At 44.0% G+C, this 15,955-nt stretch carries 15 protein-coding genes; 9 read left to right on the forward strand and 6 right to left on the reverse strand.

The annotated features are described in order from the left end of the window. Positions 1–74 precede the first annotated feature (74 nt). Positions 75–1,892, forward strand: coding sequence for an MOSC N-terminal beta barrel domain-containing protein (locus tag AC3D28_RS18810; protein ID WP_488536303.1), 1,818 nt, complete (start codon positions 75–77; stop codon positions 1,890–1,892). Positions 1,893–1,975: 83 nt separating this feature from the next. On the opposite strand, the gene nadE is transcribed toward AC3D28_RS18810, so the two are convergent. Beyond that, positions 1,976–2,806: an NAD(+) synthase gene (nadE, locus tag AC3D28_RS18815; RefSeq protein WP_488536304.1), complete on the reverse strand. Its 831-nt coding sequence runs from the start codon at positions 2,804–2,806 to the stop codon at positions 1,976–1,978. Positions 2,807–2,997: 191 nt separating this feature from the next. Here nadE and AC3D28_RS18820 point away from each other — a divergent pair, with 191 nt between their 5' ends. After that, positions 2,998–3,531: a nicotinate-nicotinamide nucleotide adenylyltransferase gene (locus AC3D28_RS18820; protein ID WP_488536305.1), complete on the forward strand. Its 534-nt coding sequence runs from the start codon at positions 2,998–3,000 to the stop codon at positions 3,529–3,531. 14 nt (positions 3,532–3,545) lie between these two features. Beyond that, a complete protein-coding gene (locus AC3D28_RS18825; protein ID WP_488536306.1) occupies positions 3,546–4,028 on the forward strand; it encodes a hypothetical protein in 483 nt (160 codons plus the stop codon). Between the two features lie 98 nt (positions 4,029–4,126). Here AC3D28_RS18825 and AC3D28_RS18830 read toward each other — a convergent pair whose 3' ends face one another. Further along, positions 4,127–4,735 (reverse strand): AraC family transcriptional regulator, encoded by a 609-nt coding sequence (locus AC3D28_RS18830; RefSeq protein ID WP_488536307.1) that lies wholly within the window; start codon positions 4,733–4,735, stop codon positions 4,127–4,129. A 189-nt stretch (positions 4,736–4,924) separates the two neighbouring features. Between AC3D28_RS18830 and AC3D28_RS18835 the strand changes: the two genes are divergently transcribed. After that, positions 4,925–6,040, forward strand: a complete 1,116-nt coding sequence (locus tag AC3D28_RS18835) for a 1-acyl-sn-glycerol-3-phosphate acyltransferase (RefSeq protein WP_488536308.1) — start codon at positions 4,925–4,927, stop codon at positions 6,038–6,040. A gap of 69 nt (positions 6,041–6,109) precedes the next feature. On the opposite strand, the gene AC3D28_RS18840 is transcribed toward AC3D28_RS18835, so the two are convergent. Then, positions 6,110–6,709 carry a hypothetical protein gene (locus tag AC3D28_RS18840; RefSeq protein WP_488536309.1) on the reverse strand — a complete coding sequence of 200 codons (600 nt, stop codon included), beginning with the start codon at positions 6,707–6,709 and terminating at the stop codon, positions 6,110–6,112. A gap of 203 nt (positions 6,710–6,912) precedes the next feature. On the opposite strand from AC3D28_RS18840, the gene AC3D28_RS18845 reads away from it, so the two are divergent. Continuing rightward, positions 6,913–7,185: a YnjH family protein gene (locus AC3D28_RS18845; RefSeq protein ID WP_488536310.1), complete on the forward strand. Its 273-nt coding sequence runs from the start codon at positions 6,913–6,915 to the stop codon at positions 7,183–7,185. A 75-nt stretch (positions 7,186–7,260) separates the two neighbouring features. On the opposite strand, the gene AC3D28_RS18850 is transcribed toward AC3D28_RS18845, so the two are convergent. Further along, positions 7,261–7,560, reverse strand: a complete 300-nt coding sequence (locus tag AC3D28_RS18850; protein WP_098413711.1) for a YfcZ/YiiS family protein — start codon at positions 7,558–7,560, stop codon at positions 7,261–7,263. A 496-nt stretch (positions 7,561–8,056) separates the two neighbouring features. Between AC3D28_RS18850 and AC3D28_RS18855 the strand changes: the two genes are divergently transcribed. Both AC3D28_RS18855 and AC3D28_RS18860 read left to right on the forward strand, forming a co-directional pair. Beyond that, on the forward strand, positions 8,057–8,518 hold the full coding sequence (locus AC3D28_RS18855; RefSeq protein WP_098413712.1) for a TetR/AcrR family transcriptional regulator: 462 nt from the start codon (positions 8,057–8,059) through the stop codon (positions 8,516–8,518). 177 nt (positions 8,519–8,695) lie between these two features. Next, positions 8,696–9,043, forward strand: coding sequence for a helix-turn-helix domain-containing protein (locus AC3D28_RS18860; RefSeq protein WP_098413713.1), 348 nt, complete (start codon positions 8,696–8,698; stop codon positions 9,041–9,043). Between the two features lie 89 nt (positions 9,044–9,132). Here the strand turns inward: AC3D28_RS18860 and lldD are convergent, their stop codons facing one another. Together lldD and AC3D28_RS18870 are read right to left on the reverse strand one after the other, a co-directional pair. Further along, on the reverse strand, positions 9,133–10,272 hold the full coding sequence (gene lldD / locus AC3D28_RS18865; protein ID WP_488536311.1) for an FMN-dependent L-lactate dehydrogenase LldD: 1,140 nt from the start codon (positions 10,270–10,272) through the stop codon (positions 9,133–9,135). A 316-nt stretch (positions 10,273–10,588) separates the two neighbouring features. Then, a complete protein-coding gene (locus AC3D28_RS18870; protein ID WP_488536312.1) occupies positions 10,589–12,280 on the reverse strand; it encodes an L-lactate permease in 1,692 nt (563 codons plus the stop codon). Between the two features lie 162 nt (positions 12,281–12,442). Between AC3D28_RS18870 and AC3D28_RS18875 the strand changes: the two genes are divergently transcribed. Together AC3D28_RS18875 and AC3D28_RS18880 are read left to right on the forward strand one after the other, a co-directional pair. Next, positions 12,443–13,342: a LysR family transcriptional regulator gene (locus AC3D28_RS18875; protein WP_098413716.1), complete on the forward strand. Its 900-nt coding sequence runs from the start codon at positions 12,443–12,445 to the stop codon at positions 13,340–13,342. Positions 13,343–13,472: 130 nt separating this feature from the next. Next, positions 13,473–15,833, forward strand: a complete 2,361-nt coding sequence (locus AC3D28_RS18880; protein WP_488536313.1) for a Lon protease family protein — start codon at positions 13,473–13,475, stop codon at positions 15,831–15,833. The last annotated feature ends 122 nt before the right edge of the window (positions 15,834–15,955 follow it).

Genomic DNA, 15,955 nt, shown 5'->3' on the forward strand with positions numbered 1-15,955 from the left:
TCTGGGTTCTCCATCTCGACGTCATTTGGGTATACAATAATGCAACAAATAAAAACACGTGTAGGAAGAAGGCCATGTCGCAACCCGTTTTATCCCAAATTAATGTTTTTCCGGTGAAATCTGTTGGAGGGGTATCACTCTCGTCTGCATGGGTAGAAAAGCAAGGATTGAGCTTTGACCGCCGCTTTATGATCGCCAAGGCTGATGGTTCCATGATTACGGCGAGGAAGTATCCTCAAATGGTGACGATAAAGTCAGCATTGCTGGCGGATGGTGTGGTGTTTAGTAGCTTGGGCACTGAACCGCTTAAAATTCGCTACCAAGATTTTAAAATGCAGGAAACACCAGCCACGGTATGGAAAGATACCTTTGTCGCTTACACCACTACGGATGAAGCGGATGATTGGTTTAGCAAAGTATTAGGACAACGAGTCGAGTTACTATTTAGTGGCGAACAATCTAATCGTGTGCGTGAAAAGCTCGGCCATAATGTTAGCTTTGCCGATGGGTATCCGATTTTAGTGATCAGCCAAGCCTCTTTAGAGGAGTTGAATCAAAGAAGCTCTGAGCAGCACTCAATGGATCAGTTCCGCACCAATCTTGTGGTGTCAGACACCAGACCGTTTGAAGAGGACACGTGGAAACGCATTCGAATCGGTGAGGTAGAGTTTGAGTCTGTTAAGCCTTGTGAGCGTTGTATTCTCACGACCGTGAACACTCAAAGGGGCACGTTCCGTGAGAGCAAAGAGCCGCTAAGAACATTGCAGCAGTTCCGTGCTAATGAACGTGGTGGTGTGTTCTTCGGGCAAAACTTAGTGGCAAAAAATGAAGGTATTATCCGTCAAAGTGACCCAATAGAGGTTTTAGAGTACAAAGCCCCGGAGCTTTATCCAGATAACTCTCCGGTACGGATGACATTGACATGTGTTGAACGCGAAGAAATCGCTCGTGATTTTGTAACATTGTGGCTCGAGCCAAGTAAGGGGTCACTACCTAACTATTTGCCGGGGCAGCATTTACCAATTGAAGTGAATATCAATGGCAAGAAAGTAGGCCGACACTACACTTTGTCGTCCAGTCCCTCACGTCCGGGTCGTTATGCTATTTCCGTTAAGCGCATTGCGGGTGGTCGTGTATCCAATTCGTTACTTGATAACTTGCAAGTAGGGGATGTTTTAGAAGCGGAAAACCCAAACGGTGAATTCCATCTAAAAGCCCATCAATCCCAACCTTTGTTGTTGCTTTCGGCTGGCAGCGGCGTGACACCAATGTTGTCGATGGTACGCTATTTGGCGGATCATGATCAGTTGGAAAATGTGGTCTTCTATCATCAGTGTCGTACTGAGCACGATATTCCATGTCGTTCTGAACTAGAGCAACTTAAGCGAGACCATCCTGGTCTAGAGGTGAAAATTTGTCTGACTCAGCCCGCTACGGATTGGTTCGGCCTAAAGGGGCGATTAAGTCTTGCTCATATTAAGCAAATCAAAGAGGCCGAATTGCGCCAAGTATTCGTGTGTGGGCCAGATGGCTTCATGCAGAAAGCGAAGAACTTACTGCTTAAAAAAGGCCTGCCTGAAGAGCATTATCATCAAGAAGCGTTCGGTGTCTCGCCTATCACCACCAAGCCAGAGAAAAGCATTGAAATCGAATTTAACGGTTTCAAAATGAAGGGCAACAATCAGAAAACGCTATTAGAGCAACTTGAGGACGCAGGAAAGCTAGTTGGCAATAGCTGTCGAGCTGGGTTATGCGGAGCATGTAAAGTGCAACTAAAATCTGGGCAAGTGCACCATCCAGACGTCCCTGCATTGACGGATGAAGAGCGTTCAATGGGAGCTGTCTTAGCTTGCTGCGCGGTTCCTGAGACGGACGTCACAGTAACGGACTAGCTCACGCATATTCAGGAAAAATAAAAAAAACGCTGCTTACTCAAGCAGCGTTTTTTTATTCAAAAGCGTATTGTAAATATTGCTTAGTCGTAAATCGTTGGGATTGGTTGGCGCTTGTGTTGCGTCGCTTTAAAAATGGTAACTAGACGATCGCGCACTTGTTGTGGAACAGGCTTACCTTCCAAAAAGTCGTCAATCTGGTCATAAGTTAAGTTTAGCGCCTCTTCGTCTGCTTTTTGTGGCGCAAGCTCTTCCAGATCAGCGGTTGGCACTTTTTTCACTAGTCGCTCTGGGGCCCCCAGTGTCGCAGCTAACTCACGAACTTGGCGTTTGTTTAAGCCAAATAGAGGAGCAAGGTCACATGCACCATCGCCAAACTTAGTGTAAAAGCCAGTGATGTTTTCTGCTGAGTGATCAGTACCTAATACCAATCCGCCAACGTACCCAGCGATTTCGTATTGCGCAATCATACGAGCACGTGCTTTTACATTACCTTTTACAAAGTCGATTTTATCTGCATCAGAAGGAAGCAGGCCTGTACCTTGTAAAGCTTCGTCAGTCGCTGCATGCATACCGTCCACACCTTCTTTAATGTTCACAGAGACAGAATGTGTCGGTTTGATAAAAGATAAAGCAAGCTGCGCTTCATCTTCATCTTTTTGCTCGCCATATGGTAGACGTACTGCGACAAACTGGTATTTATCGGTACGATATTCTTCATTCAGTTGTTCTACCGCAATCTGGGCCAGGCGACCTAATGTGGTTGAGTCAACACCGCCACTAATGCCGAGTATCAGTGACTTACAACCTGCTTCCTGTAGCTTACGCTTCATAAAAGCAATACGGCGTTCAATTTCAAAATGCGGTTCAATAGAAGGGAGTACACGCATTTCATCACGGATGGATTGTTCCATTTAGGGGTCCTTTTCCTGTAAATATATCAGTCACCAAAGAGCGCCTTTTTGGGTGAACATTACAAAATGGTGAGAAACCATGCGATTGAGGCTCACGGAAGCGACTTTAGTATCAAAAGCTGTAAAGATTAGTAGTATCATACCGAAATCATCAGATTAGAAAACTCTCTTCAACGAGGTAATCACCGGATATGAAAAAAATTGCCATTTTTGGTAGCGCATTTAATCCACCCAGTTTAGGCCACAAAAGCGTAATTGAATCACTGAGCCACTTTGACCTTGTGCTACTAGAACCCAGCATTGCACACGCTTGGGGTAAGCACATGTTGGATTACTTCATTCGGTGCAAATTGGTTGATGCATTTATCAAAGACTTGGAGAGTTCTAATGTTCAGCGCTCTGTTGTGGAGCAAGCTTTGTACCAACCCGGACAAAGTGTGACAACGTATGCGTTGTTAGAAAAAATTCAAGAAATCTACCCAACCGCCGATGTAACTTTTGTTATTGGTCCTGATAATTTTTTCAAATTTGCTAAATTTAGTAGAGCAAAAGAAATTACAGAACGCTGGGCTGTTATGGCGTGTCCTGAAAAAGTAAAAATCCGAAGCACGGATATACGCAACGCATTGGCTGCAGGTGAAGATATTTGTGCCTATACAACACCATCCGTCCGGGCATTATTGCTTAACGAAGACTTATATAAAGAAACATTTTCTGGTAACTGAGAGGTCAGGTTTTCATGGTCAGAGTAGCCGTATTGAGTGCATGTGCACTGTTTGTGGTCACGCAAGCAAATTCTGCGTGTAACTACTTTTCTGATCGTTCCGTTGTGTTTAAGGATAATACCCTGCCTATCTGTGAAGAGGCTTTGGACTCCATCAGTGTGATGAGTGCGAACACTTTGAATTGGTATAACGCGGAAGTGAAATCCGATGAACCGATAGAAAACTATTGGGAAGAATGGGCTATTAAGCCAAAAGACACACCATTTCTGACCCAGAAACTAGAGAACAACCACTTTGGTCTGGGGGTATGGATGCCAGAAGAGTTCCAAGACGAAGAAAGTAAAATGGACACGGATGAGTGGTTACGCAGCCATGGCCTGATGTTCAGTATCGGTTTCGGCGATAAATCCGATGGTCAACCAAGAATGCGATTTGATTATCGTTGGCATGAATATTATGACGCTGACTGGATGATGCAGATTGAATTGCCATTCTAGTTTCTGCCATCAGTGAATAAGAAAAGGGATGGACATTAATAATGCCCATCCCTTTTCTTCATTTTAGGTGTAAAAAGCAGTTGTGTGAGAATCAAGTCTTACAGCGCTTCGCCAAACACTAAAAAGCAAAGTTGCTCATATTCCTCAGTATTACCCGCAAATAGCGCATCAACAATCTGAGCGTCTTTTTTACCCGACAGCTTCATTTTTCGTGCTTCGCGCAGCGTTAATACCAAATAAAGCTCTTTAGAAAGGTTCATGTCACCCCCAGGTTTCCATTGATTGATCGCTTTCGTTAAAGGTGATTGAGTCAAGTTTGGGGAGATTGTAAGGACCTCATGCTTTACCACTGTGAGCAAATCCAACTGAAGCTCGGAACGGTCTTCTGTTGTGGCTAGTCGTTCAACCAAAGATTTCAGTAGTGTTGAAGGTTTAACGAATCCTGCTTGTTGAGAGAAATCATCATTCAAACGCACAGAAAAATCACAACGATGCACATGAGTATTAGGTAAAAAGGTGAGGGAGCTCAAACATCCTTGAGGAATCCAAAAATATTGGCCTGGTTCAATAGCACACTCCTGCTTACCCAATTTAATGACGGCTAACCCTTCTACAACGAATAGTAGACTGTGTTTCAGCGCTTTTTTACGCGAAGCGACATCAAGAAAGGGGTAAGTAGCGTCGTGAAATTCAATTGCGTAGTTCATTATGAGTACCAGTGTTTTTTGGCGCTAAGGTTAACGTTAAACCTATATGATTCCAACCGTGTGAAAGATTTTTAACACTATAAAGTGTAGCCTAAGTGGTATGACCATGATAAAAGTATGGGCTGAAATGCTGCGGGGCAGCAAAAGTGTGCGTAAAATGTGCCAGCTTTTTTTGATATGTAATGAATAATGACTGCTAATACTGATCCTTATATTGAAATTCGTCCTTACAATGACGAAGAAATCCCAGCAGCGCTGGATCGTCTAATCCAAGATGATGAATTTATCACTGCGATTCTCGACCATCGCTTTGCCAATAAAGCCGTGTGGTTCAAGGCTCTCATGAGCCCGATCCTTCGCATTTACCTGAAAGCGAAGTGGAGCAAGCTAGATTCGGTAGAAGCAATTCAGATTGAAGTGAAAAAGTATCTTAAAGATACGCTGAATAAGACAACGGATGGCGTCACTTTTTCCGGTTTAGATAAGCTGGATAAAAATACGTCCTACTTATTCGTGTCTAACCATCGTGACATTGCCATGGACCCTGCGCTGGTGAACTATGGTTTGTATCAAAGCGGTCATCGTACCGTTCGGATTGCGATTGGCGATAACTTGCTGAAGAAACCATGTGCAACCGAGTTGATGCGTTTGAACAAAAGTTTCATCGTTAAGCGTTCAGCAAAGGCGCCTAGAGAAATGATGAAAACATTGGCACAGTTGTCTAGCTATATTAAACACTCGCTAGATACAGGGAACTCTATCTGGATTGCACAAAAAGAGGGGCGTGCGAAAGACGGCAACGATTTTACTGATCCAGCGATTTTAAAGATGTTTTATGTTGAAGGTCGCAAGCAAAAAATCAGCTTTGGAGAATACACCCGTTCTTTGAAGATCGTTCCCGTATCAATTGCTTATGAAAACGATCCATGTGATATCGCGAAAGCAAGAGAGTTGTTTGAGAAAGCTGAAAACGGTCGTTATGAGAAAGGTGAATTTGAAGATATTGAGAGCATCATTCAAGGCATTATCGGCTATAAAGGTCGCGTGCACGTTGCGTTTGGGGACGTTATTGACCAAGAGTTCGAAACACCGGACGCTTTAGCGGAGGAAATTGACCGCCAAATTCACAATAACTATAAGTTGTATCCGATCAACTTGTTGGCCGCAGGCCGTGAAAACTCAAGTATCATTACAGAGGCGGTCAAACGTCAGCTTGTCGATAAATTAGAGAAACTGCCAGAAGGTGCAAGACCATATCTCGTGGCAAGCTATGCGAACCCTGTAAACAACCAAGAAAAAGAGTAACAACGTTAGCCACCATTCAAGAGAGTTGTAAAGCCTCGGTTGCCACCGAGGCTTTTACTTTCTCGCGCTCTAAGGTGCGACAGCGCCGCCGAGAGTTAAGCTATTTGGCCACTTGGTGATCGTATTGCCCCCTAAGAAAATATTCCCTTTGACGGTCATGGTGTCAGGGAACGCTTTAAGAGCAGAGCCCCCGATATAGAGATTTCCCTCGACGACTAAGCCATTAGGCATCGCGGTGAGGGGAGTACGTATGACACTTAAATCCCCTTTAACCCGTAATTTCGCTGGAAGTCTTTTTAGAGGCGTATCCGTGAGGTTCAAATAGCCGCCAAGCTTGATACCTCTCGGCCAGTTCTCGATTTGACTGCCAAGTAAATTCGCATAGCCTTTTATTTTTGTACCAGAACGAATCGTTTTTAGTGCGCTATTTTTCGCCTCTAAGCTGCCCCCGACCTCAAGGCCTTTAGGCAGCATTTTCATCGGCGTCTGTGAGATGTTTAAATTCCCTTTAACTACCAACCCAGATGGCAATTGAGTGTAAGGCTTGTCTCTGAGGTCAAGGTTGCCGTAATTATCGATATGGCCAAATTTAGAATAGTAATCCAGCTCATATGCGAAGGAAGGTGTGTTGAGCACCATCAAGCTGAGAACAAGAGAAACAAAACGCATAGCCAGTTACTTTATTGAATAAAAAACACGACGGGTATCTTATACCTAAATAACCTCGAGATGCTAGGTTCAGTAAGTATGACTTGGCTTGTAGATGGGACAGAGTTTGAAAGAAAGATCAGCCAAGGTGTCAGTATATGAGCCTCTGCCAAGAACTTAAAAAGTGTCCTTGCTAGTATTACAGAAGTACTAGGGAGAGCTTCATGAAGTTAAGAAACGTTTTTATTTTTACTGTTGGCGTCACTGTGGCGCTGTTATCTGGTTCCGCTTTTGCGAAATCGTACAGCACATCCGAAACCAAAGCACTGATCGTGGCGGATGGAAAGTTAGGACAGCGTATTTGTTACTATGACGATAAGGCTTATACCGTCGGCGCGGTCATTAAAGTTGATGACGTATTAATTATGTGTACGGATGAAAACGATTTTGAAACGAACGGCTCATTGAAGTGGGTTATGTTGCCTAAAAGCAAGTAACAAATTACAGAGCTTCAGAGTTGGAGCAATTTGGTGATGAGACGTAAAAAGCGAGCTTTAAGCTCGCTTTTTACATTAACGTGCCAGTGAACGAGTTTTTAATTCAAAAATCAGTTTTTCAGCACTGACTTCAAACTTGAATCGAACATTGATTTGTTTTGATTCTTCTGTGATTTCAGAGAAGTTGTATTCAACGTTAGCACACACTGATTTAGCGAGTTCAATATATTTTGTGACCGCCGATTCTAGCTCGGGTTTGGTCTCAGCGAAAATCGTTACGTCGGCAACCTCGTCACCTTCTTTTATGATGAAGCCAATTTCACCAGCGCAGCCGCAAGCTTCACAAACTTGGTTTTCTTCTAATTTGACACTCATAACGAATCCTCTTGTAAAAACTAGGGGTATTCTATCAGGTATTTGATTTGTATCTACAAAAATGAAGAGTTTTGAATGAAAAAAGAACAAAATAGTATCTTGTTAAGTAAGGTATAAAAATTGGGTTACTCAGTTATCAAGAAGATTAATGTGATATATATCAATATTTAAAATCAATTAACCTACAGTCTGCTTGTATTTTGTTCAGGTCAGTTGAACTTATGGTCAATTTATAAGATTATTTTTAATAATTATCATTCTTAGCGTTTAGATTATTTAGATGGATTAACTCAATAATTTTTTGATAGTACTGATTTTTTTGCTTTATTTTAAATCGAATACATTGAAAAAAATCGCTGTAAGTTGCATGTTACACAGTGCCATTTCGATATGATTTAAGACCTAATTTTATGTTAGGAAATCACGCGAATAATGATTTTATTCTGGCCTCATATAATGGTGAGTTAGTTGGATTTACAAAGAGAAGAACTTAAATATGCCCAAGCGTAGTAAAGAAGATACCGAAGTCACTATCCAAAAGATTATGGATGCCGTTGTTGATCAGCTACTAAGACTCGGTTACGACAAAATGTCGTATACGACATTGAGTCAGCAGACAGGTATCTCGCGTACTGGTATTAGCCATCACTTCCCGAAGAAAACGGATTTCACTGCCGCCTTAGATGCCCGTATTTTTAAAATGTTTATTGAACACCTAGAGTTTGAGAAAGGGCTAAATGCTTTTTCACAAAGCTGGATTAAAGCGTTTGAAAACTCAGAGTTTTTAGCGATTTTACGACTTTTGTTCCATCATATTGTGATGGCTAAACATGCACAGGAATTCGCTACGAATTGTATTGACCGTTTGTACAAGGTAGTCGAAAACCAGTTTGGCTCTGGGGGCGACAGAGAGTTAGAATGGCTGTTGGGCCGCTCGTTGATTCATATGAGTAAGTAACCTAAACTTGAGATCATCAAAGCCAATATGAACCTTGTTGTTTTGTTCTAAAGTCACGCTGCGCTTGATGTGAGCGTCGATATTCAAACCGTGAATTATAACTTATCTGACTTATCGCTAACATTTATCTCAAATAAGTATGAGAGGGTAGTGCCACTTTAATTAGCGGAGGCAGATATGGAATTTACAGAGCTGGATCGAAGCGCGCTCTACGACATTTGGATGTCACAAAAGGCCAAAATGCACATTACTCAAATGGAGATGGCGAAACGTCTTGGTTTGAAGGTGCACGAATTTTCTGGTTTATTACGTGGTAATTCGCCATTGACGCTGAGTTTTGTAAAACAACTCTGCGAACAGTTACATGTACGTCCTAGTCTGGTGATCCCGTCTTTGACGGAGCGTGATATCTCTGCATCTGGATCGGTTTATTTACAAAACCGTGTGACCGTGGATGGCGACATCAGTAATGTCTTTATTGATGGCAACCAAGTGGTGATTGAGTACGTGCATCAAGTTAGCTAGCTTACCCGAATGGTAAGTTGAGCAGCACAAAAAACGAGCCACCGTTGGCTCGTTTTTTTGGTTGTAGAACAGTGCGTTTGGCCAGCAATCTATGGCATTTTCACTAACGAATCACGTGAAAGGTCAGCAATAGATTTCGCTCCTGTTAGCGTCATTGCTACACGCATTTCTTTGCCGTACAGATCCAGTAAATTTTCAACGCCTGCACCGCCTTGTGCTGCCAACGCGTACACAAATGAACGACCGAGCAGCGTACAGTCCGCACCTAGTGCCAGCATACGAACGACGTCAAGACCGGTACGAATACCCGAATCGACAAAGATCTTAAGATCGCCTTTCACCGCATCTGCAATACTTGGTAACGCTTTAGCACTTGAAAGCACGCCGTCTAACTGACGACCACCGTGATTCGAGACCACTATCCCATCCGCACCGAATCGTACCGCATCTTTCGCGTCTTCTTCGTCGAGGATACCTTTGATGACCATAGGACCATCCCAAAAATCACGAATCCACTCTAAATCTTTCCAAGAGATCGATGGGTCAAAGTTTGTACCTAACCAGCCGATGTAATCTTCCAGTTTAGTTGGTTCACCGCGGTAGGTTGAGATGTTACCCAGATCGTGTGGTTTACCTAGCAGACCCACATCTAATGCCCAACTCGGATGACGCATCGCTTGGAATACACGACGCATTGCAGCGTTAGGACCGCTCATACCAGAGTGCATGTCACGGTAACGCGCACCCGGAACAGGCATATCAACCGTAAATACCAGCGTTGTTACGCCCGCTGCTTTTGCACGCTCAAGCACGTTCTTCATAAAGCCACGGTCTTTCAGCACGTAGAGCTGGAACCACATTGGACGTTCAATCGCTGGGGCGACTTCTTCAATCGGACAAACCGAAACGGTCGACATAGTAAATGGAATGCCTTTCTTCTCGGCTGCTTTCGCCGCTTGTACTTCACCGCGACGAGCGTACATGCCGGTTAACCCAACCGGAGCCAGTGCGATTGGCATCGCAAGTTTCTCACCAAAAATCTCGGTTTCTAGGCTAAGGTCGCTCATATCGCGCAGGATGCGTTGGCGCAGTGCCACATCGCCTAAATCGTCAGTATTACGCTTCAGCGTGCGTTCGTCGTAAGAGCCGCCATCAATATAATGAAATAGAAACGGAGGAAGCTTGGCTTTCGCGGCAGCGCGGTAGTCAGTAGAAGCTGAGATAATCATAATGGTGTCCTAGCGGTTATTCTAAGCAAAGTTGTGGAGCAATTTGCTCTTTCGTTGAGCCTTCATCGCAAAGCAGTGAAGGCATCAAAATGAGTATAGTTACCTATGGTTCACTTACTTTTGAACTGCTGATGTTGGTAACTCATTTACATAATTGATTGAAAAATTTTGTTAAATCACTCAATCAGTTATACAAATTGGAAAGGATGACACAGCGGCCCGGGGGGATTGATGTAGCAAGCTCAATCAACATGTCGGGGTAGTAGTGCTGACCGCTGCGTCAAATTAGGCAGGGCAGTAAACCCTGCGCTTTGTGTTATTTCATCAAGACGTCCGTCATTTGGAAGCCATAAATCAGCACCAAACCAATAATGCCTGTCATGACAATGTAGTAGAACGTAGGGATTATCGTCTTACGTAACGTTGCGCCTTCACGGCCAAGCAGACCAACGGTGGCTGATGCGGCAACCACGTTGTGAATCGCAATCATATTACCGGCCGCTGCACCAACCGCTTGAAGCGAGACCACAATCACACTCGAAATGGACAGTGTTTGCGCCACTTCGAATTGGAACTGGCTAAACATCATGTTGGAAACCGTATTTGATCCTGCGATGAATGCGCCTAGCGCACCAACGGTCGCACTCAGTGCAGGAAATGCGGACCCTACCAAGTCAGAGGCAAAGTTCGCTGTCGTGACTGGCATACTTGCTAGGTCAGCGCCGTTAATCCCAGAGTTGATGAAGATACGCACCATTGGGATGGTAAATACCAATACAAAACCAGCACCAATCAATGTTTTGCTTGATTCACCAAATGCTTCACGCAATGGTTTTGCACTGCCGCTTTGCAACATGGCTGCAAGCAGAGCAACAAACACGAGGATGCCACCTGGCAGGTACAATGGCTGAATTGCGGCGCTAACGCCTGTCTCACCAAGAATATTGCTGAATGATAAGCTCACGCTTTGTACAAAGCCTTTAAGCTCAGGACTTACACGGCTTGCGACGAGAATAACCGCTAACATTACATACGGTACCCAAGCTTTCACAATGCTCATTGGTTTGCCTGGGTTGTCGTTAAGATCGATTTTTAGAGAGCCCAGCCACTCCGTTGGCCATTTGTCTTCGCTTTCGAAATCCCATTGGGTCTTTGGCACTAAGAAGCCTTTTTTCGCCGCTGTGACAACAATAGAAAGACCAACCAGACCACCAATGAGTGATGGGAACTCTGCGCCCAAGAAAACGCCTGTTAACGCGTATGGTACCGTGAAAGAGACGCCTGCGAATAAAGCAAATGGCAGGATATCTAGGCCTTCAGTCCAGCTTCTGTTCTTGCCAAAGAAACGTGTTAGCATTACCGCCATCAACACAGGGATCATGGTGCCTACTACAGCATGAATCACGGCAACGTGCGCGGTGATGTCTTGCAGGTACATTTCCCATGTTGCGCCTTGTGCGGCCAAAGACTCACTGATGTTATGGGTGTCTAAACCTTTGTTTACACCTACGATGATAGGCGTGCCTACCGCGCCGAATGACACTGGCGTTGACTGAATCATCATGCCCATTAGGACAGCGGCTAGCGCAGGGAAGCCGATTGCAACCAGTAGTGGTGCAGCGATTGCTGCAGGGGTACCGAACCCAGATGCGCCCTCAATGAACGAGCCAAAGCACCAAGCAATGATGATGGCTTGCACACGGCGGTCAGCTGAAATATCGGTAAATCCATTACGGATAGTGGTGATCGCTCCAGTGTGTTTTAAAGTGTTGAGCAAGAAGATGGCACCAAACACGATCCATAGAACAGAGACAGTAATGCCTAGCCCTTGGAATACAGAAGCCAGTACGCGATTGGCTGACATATCCCAAAACATTAGGGCAATAGCGACGGTCAAACCGAACGCAACAGGCATGGCTTTTTTAGCAGGCCAGTTGAGACCAACCAATAAGATGGCGGCAACAACAATTGGCGAAAATGCCACTAGGGCAAGTAGGGTTTCACTCATTTGTACATCCTTCGTACGCTGACTTCTCGAACGGTGTCAATCCGCTGTAGAGGTGACTTTTTGTTGTAATGGTTTTGTTAATTTGGCGTGAATTTACTCCTTTATTTTTTGTTGATATAGGGAAATAATGAAAATAATCAATTCCAAAAGTGACATAATCGTATGAGAGCAGATGATTTAATCTTGTTTTCTCAGGTAATCGAGCTAGGCAGTTTTAGTAAGGTTGCGGAGTCAAATAACCTTACAAATTCAGTAGTTAGCAAAAGAATAGCGAGGTTAGAAGAGGAGATAGGGGCACAACTATTATATAGAACAACGCGCAAACTGACGTTGAGTGAAGCGGGCAAAGTGTTGCTACACAGTGCTAAAAATGTGAAGCAGGCCACTCAGGAGGCTATGGATGCTGTTTCAGGCTTTGGAGAGAATGTCAGTGGTCATATCAAAATGTCTGTCCCTTGTATCTCAGGAGACCTCATTCTCGCAGACGCGGTTGCCGAGTTTTGTAACCTTCATCCGGGGTTGACGGTTGATATGTCGCTGGACAACCGCTTCGTCGATTTAGTCGCCGATAGCTACGATCTGGTCATCCGAACCGGATACCTTGCGGACTCCAGTTTAATTGCGCGACATATCCTCGACTCTCAATGGGTGGTATGCGCATCGCCTTCTTATATCGTAAAAAACGGCAAACCGATTGAGCCTATTGATCTCACCACTCATAACTGCCTGCAATACGCTTATCAAACGACGGGAGCTACGGATTGGGAGTTTAAAAGTGATGAGGGTAACTATATCGTCAAAGTGTCCGGTAGTTTTTCTACTGATAATGCCACCGCGTTACGTAAAGCAGCCTTAGGTGGCCATGGTATCGCTTATGTTCCACGTTGTTTGGTATATCACGATATTCGTAACGGTCAGCTGGTTGATGTTTTCCCAGATCTTGTCGGAAAAAAATTGGGCATCTACGCTGTATACCCCTTTACTCGTCAGCCTCCTAACAAAGTAAAATTACTTATCGAGCACATCCGCGAACGCTATTTAACTATCTCACACTATTTCTAGGTAGTTGATGGATTGAGAGTCTTTTGTGTTCATAAAACGCCCAATTAACCCGCAGTGGAAGGTAAATCACTTAAAATTAAACAAATAATCTCTACACTCAAATGACGAAAATAAGAAAAAGGAAGTGGATATGGCAATACTGAGGTTGGAAGCTAAGCAGCTATATTCTGTCGCGGATCTAGAGAATATGCCATATAAGTCGACCAAAGAGTTACCTCCAATTGATGAAATTGTGGGGCAAGAACGTGCTCAAAAAGCGGTCGAGTTTGCGATGTCCATCAAAGAGAAAGGATACAATATTTACGCTATTGGTCAGAATGGGTTAGGCAAAAGAACCATGATCCTGCGTTATCTTAATCGTCATAAACATGATGCTACCGCATTGTTTGACTGGTGTTATGTGGCGAACTTTGAAGATACCCGAACCCCGAAAGTATTAAAGCTTCCTTGCGGTATAGGGCATAAACTTCGAGTCGATATTGAGACATTAATGGCTAAGCTACTCAATGCGCTGCCACTGGCGTTTGATAATGAAATGTACTTTAGCCGCGCAGACCGATTAAAAAACCAACTGACGAGTAAACAACAAAATGAGTTGGATCGTATCAGTCGAGAAGCGAAAGAGCGCGGTATCAGCCTGACAATAACCACACAAGGTGATTATCAATTTGTTGCGATGAATGGCGATGAGTTGCACACCGAAGAGTCATTTGATGCGCTGAACAAAAAAGAGCAAGAGCAATTCAGTGATAGCATTGATGAGCTCGAAGTGAGATTGCGCTCAATGGTGCGAGAGCTAACCGAGTGGGAAGAAACTTACAGTGATAAAATCAAAAAATTAAATGATGAAGTCACTTTGGATGTCATTACTCATTTTATAAAAAAGTTAAAAGTCGATTACGCTGATTATTCCGAAATCAAAGCGTACTTAACCGAGTTACAGAAAGACATTGTTGAGAATGCCGATATTTTCCTTGATCAAAGTGGGGAGCAAGGAGAAATCGCGACTGCATCCTTGGATAAGAAATTACCACGTCGCTATAAGGTGAATGTGTTGGTAAGTCGCAATAATAGTGATTTCCCAATCGTGGTTGAAGAGAACCCGAACTATCACTCGCTGTTTGGCGCGATTGAAACCGCAACCTTCAAAGGAACGGTATTTACCGACTTCTCGTTGATCCGAGCAGGCAGTTTGCACAAAGCCAATGGTGGCGTGTTGCTTATTGATGCACAGAAAGTTCTAGAGCAGCCGTACGTATGGGATGGTTTAAAGCGTGCCCTTCGTGCGCGTCAATTGAGCTTTACGTCTCTAGAAAAAGAAGTCACGTTAACTGGAGCTGTGTCGCTGGATCCTGAGCCGATCCCGCTTGATATTAAGATTATCTTGTTTGGTGATTACCGAACATACCAATTGCTACAACACTATGATCCAGAATTTAGCGAGTTATTCCGAGTTACTGCAGATTTTGAAGATGAGATGAAGCGTACGTCGGAATCAGAGCTGCATTACGCACGTTTTATTTCGAGCGTGGTGAACGATAACAACATGCTGCATTGTGACAGAAAATCCATGGCCCGAATTATCGAGTACAGTTCACGTTTATCCGGAGATCAAACCAAGCTATCGTTGCATTCTGCCAATATTGCCAATCTGCTCCGTGAGTCAAACTACGTCGCTCGTCAGGCCAACTCCAACATGATTCGTATCGGTCATGTTGAAGAGGCGATGAAGAACCAAGAAATGCGAGTAAGCCGATTGCGTGATAACGTGATGGAAACGTTCGTCAACGGCACAACATTAATCCGCACCCAAGGTTCTGCAATTGGGCAGGTCAATGCTCTATCCGTGCTCAGTACCAGTGATTATATGTTTGGTGCACCGAACCGTATTACTGCAACCACATGTTATGGCGATGGTGGTGTGATTGATATTGAACGCAGTGTTGATTTAGGCGGCAGCATTCACTCGAAAGGGGTGATGATTTTGTCGGCTTATTTATCTTCTGTATTTGGTAAAACCGCTAAAGTACCACTCACTACCACCATTACGTTTGAGCAATCCTATGGTGGGGTAGATGGCGACAGTGCCAGCATGGCGGAACTATGTGCGGTAGTATCGGCTTTTTCTAAACAACCAAATCGGCAGGACATCGCGATTACAGGATCAATGAATCAGTTCGGTGAAGCTCAGCCAATTGGTGGCGTAAATGAAAAAGTTGAAGGTTTTTATGACGTCTGTGTGATCAAAGGTCGACATGAAGACCAAGGTGTTATTATTCCACGCTCTAATGTTCACAATCTGATGCTTCGCGCAGATATTGTTAAAGCCGTTGAAAAAGGTGAGTTTAATATTTGGGCTATTGACCATGTTACTGAAGCGATTGAACTGTTCACCGAGAAAGTCGCGGGTGAGCCAACAGATGAGGGGTCTTATCCTATTGATACGATTTTTGGCCTTGCTCAAGCCAAGCTCAATTCGTTGAGAAAGTAAGCAAAAAACAATGTAAATGTGAACATTTCTCATCATAAACAATCATAATTAGCTATAGCGCCAATATCTCGACACTTGTGGCGGGATATTGGCGATAACAGGCTGAAAATGTGGGCTTTTTG

The sequence above is a fragment of the Vibrio sp. TAP-3B genome, assembly GCF_057784735.1.

Bases quoted from the DNA above. Each gene is read 5' to 3' on its own strand.
- AC3D28_RS18810 (WP_488536303.1), top strand. From the start codon at position 75: ATGTCGCAACCCGTTTTATCCCAAATTAATGTTTTTCCGGTGAAATCT.
- AC3D28_RS18855 (WP_098413712.1), top strand. From the start codon at position 8,057: ATGCCCAAGCGTAGTAAAGAAGATACCGAAGTCACTATCCAAAAGATT.
- AC3D28_RS18875 (WP_098413716.1), top strand. From the start codon at position 12,443: ATGAGAGCAGATGATTTAATCTTGTTTTCTCAGGTAATCGAGCTAGGC.
- AC3D28_RS18820 (WP_488536305.1), top strand. From the start codon at position 2,998: ATGAAAAAAATTGCCATTTTTGGTAGCGCATTTAATCCACCCAGTTTA.
- AC3D28_RS18835 (WP_488536308.1), top strand. From the start codon at position 4,925: ATGACTGCTAATACTGATCCTTATATTGAAATTCGTCCTTACAATGAC.
- AC3D28_RS18860 (WP_098413713.1), top strand. From the start codon at position 8,696: ATGGAATTTACAGAGCTGGATCGAAGCGCGCTCTACGACATTTGGATG.
- AC3D28_RS18840 (WP_488536309.1), bottom strand. From the start codon at position 6,709: ATGCGTTTTGTTTCTCTTGTTCTCAGCTTGATGGTGCTCAACACACCT.
- AC3D28_RS18850 (WP_098413711.1), bottom strand. From the start codon at position 7,560: ATGAGTGTCAAATTAGAAGAAAACCAAGTTTGTGAAGCTTGCGGCTGC.
- AC3D28_RS18845 (WP_488536310.1), top strand. From the start codon at position 6,913: ATGAAGTTAAGAAACGTTTTTATTTTTACTGTTGGCGTCACTGTGGCG.
- AC3D28_RS18880 (WP_488536313.1), top strand. From the start codon at position 13,473: ATGGCAATACTGAGGTTGGAAGCTAAGCAGCTATATTCTGTCGCGGAT.
- AC3D28_RS18830 (WP_488536307.1), bottom strand. From the start codon at position 4,735: ATGAACTACGCAATTGAATTTCACGACGCTACTTACCCCTTTCTTGAT.
- lldD (WP_488536311.1), bottom strand. From the start codon at position 10,272: ATGATTATCTCAGCTTCTACTGACTACCGCGCTGCCGCGAAAGCCAAG.
- nadE (WP_488536304.1), bottom strand. From the start codon at position 2,806: ATGGAACAATCCATCCGTGATGAAATGCGTGTACTCCCTTCTATTGAA.
- AC3D28_RS18825 (WP_488536306.1), top strand. From the start codon at position 3,546: ATGGTCAGAGTAGCCGTATTGAGTGCATGTGCACTGTTTGTGGTCACG.
- AC3D28_RS18870 (WP_488536312.1), bottom strand. From the start codon at position 12,280: ATGAGTGAAACCCTACTTGCCCTAGTGGCATTTTCGCCAATTGTTGTT.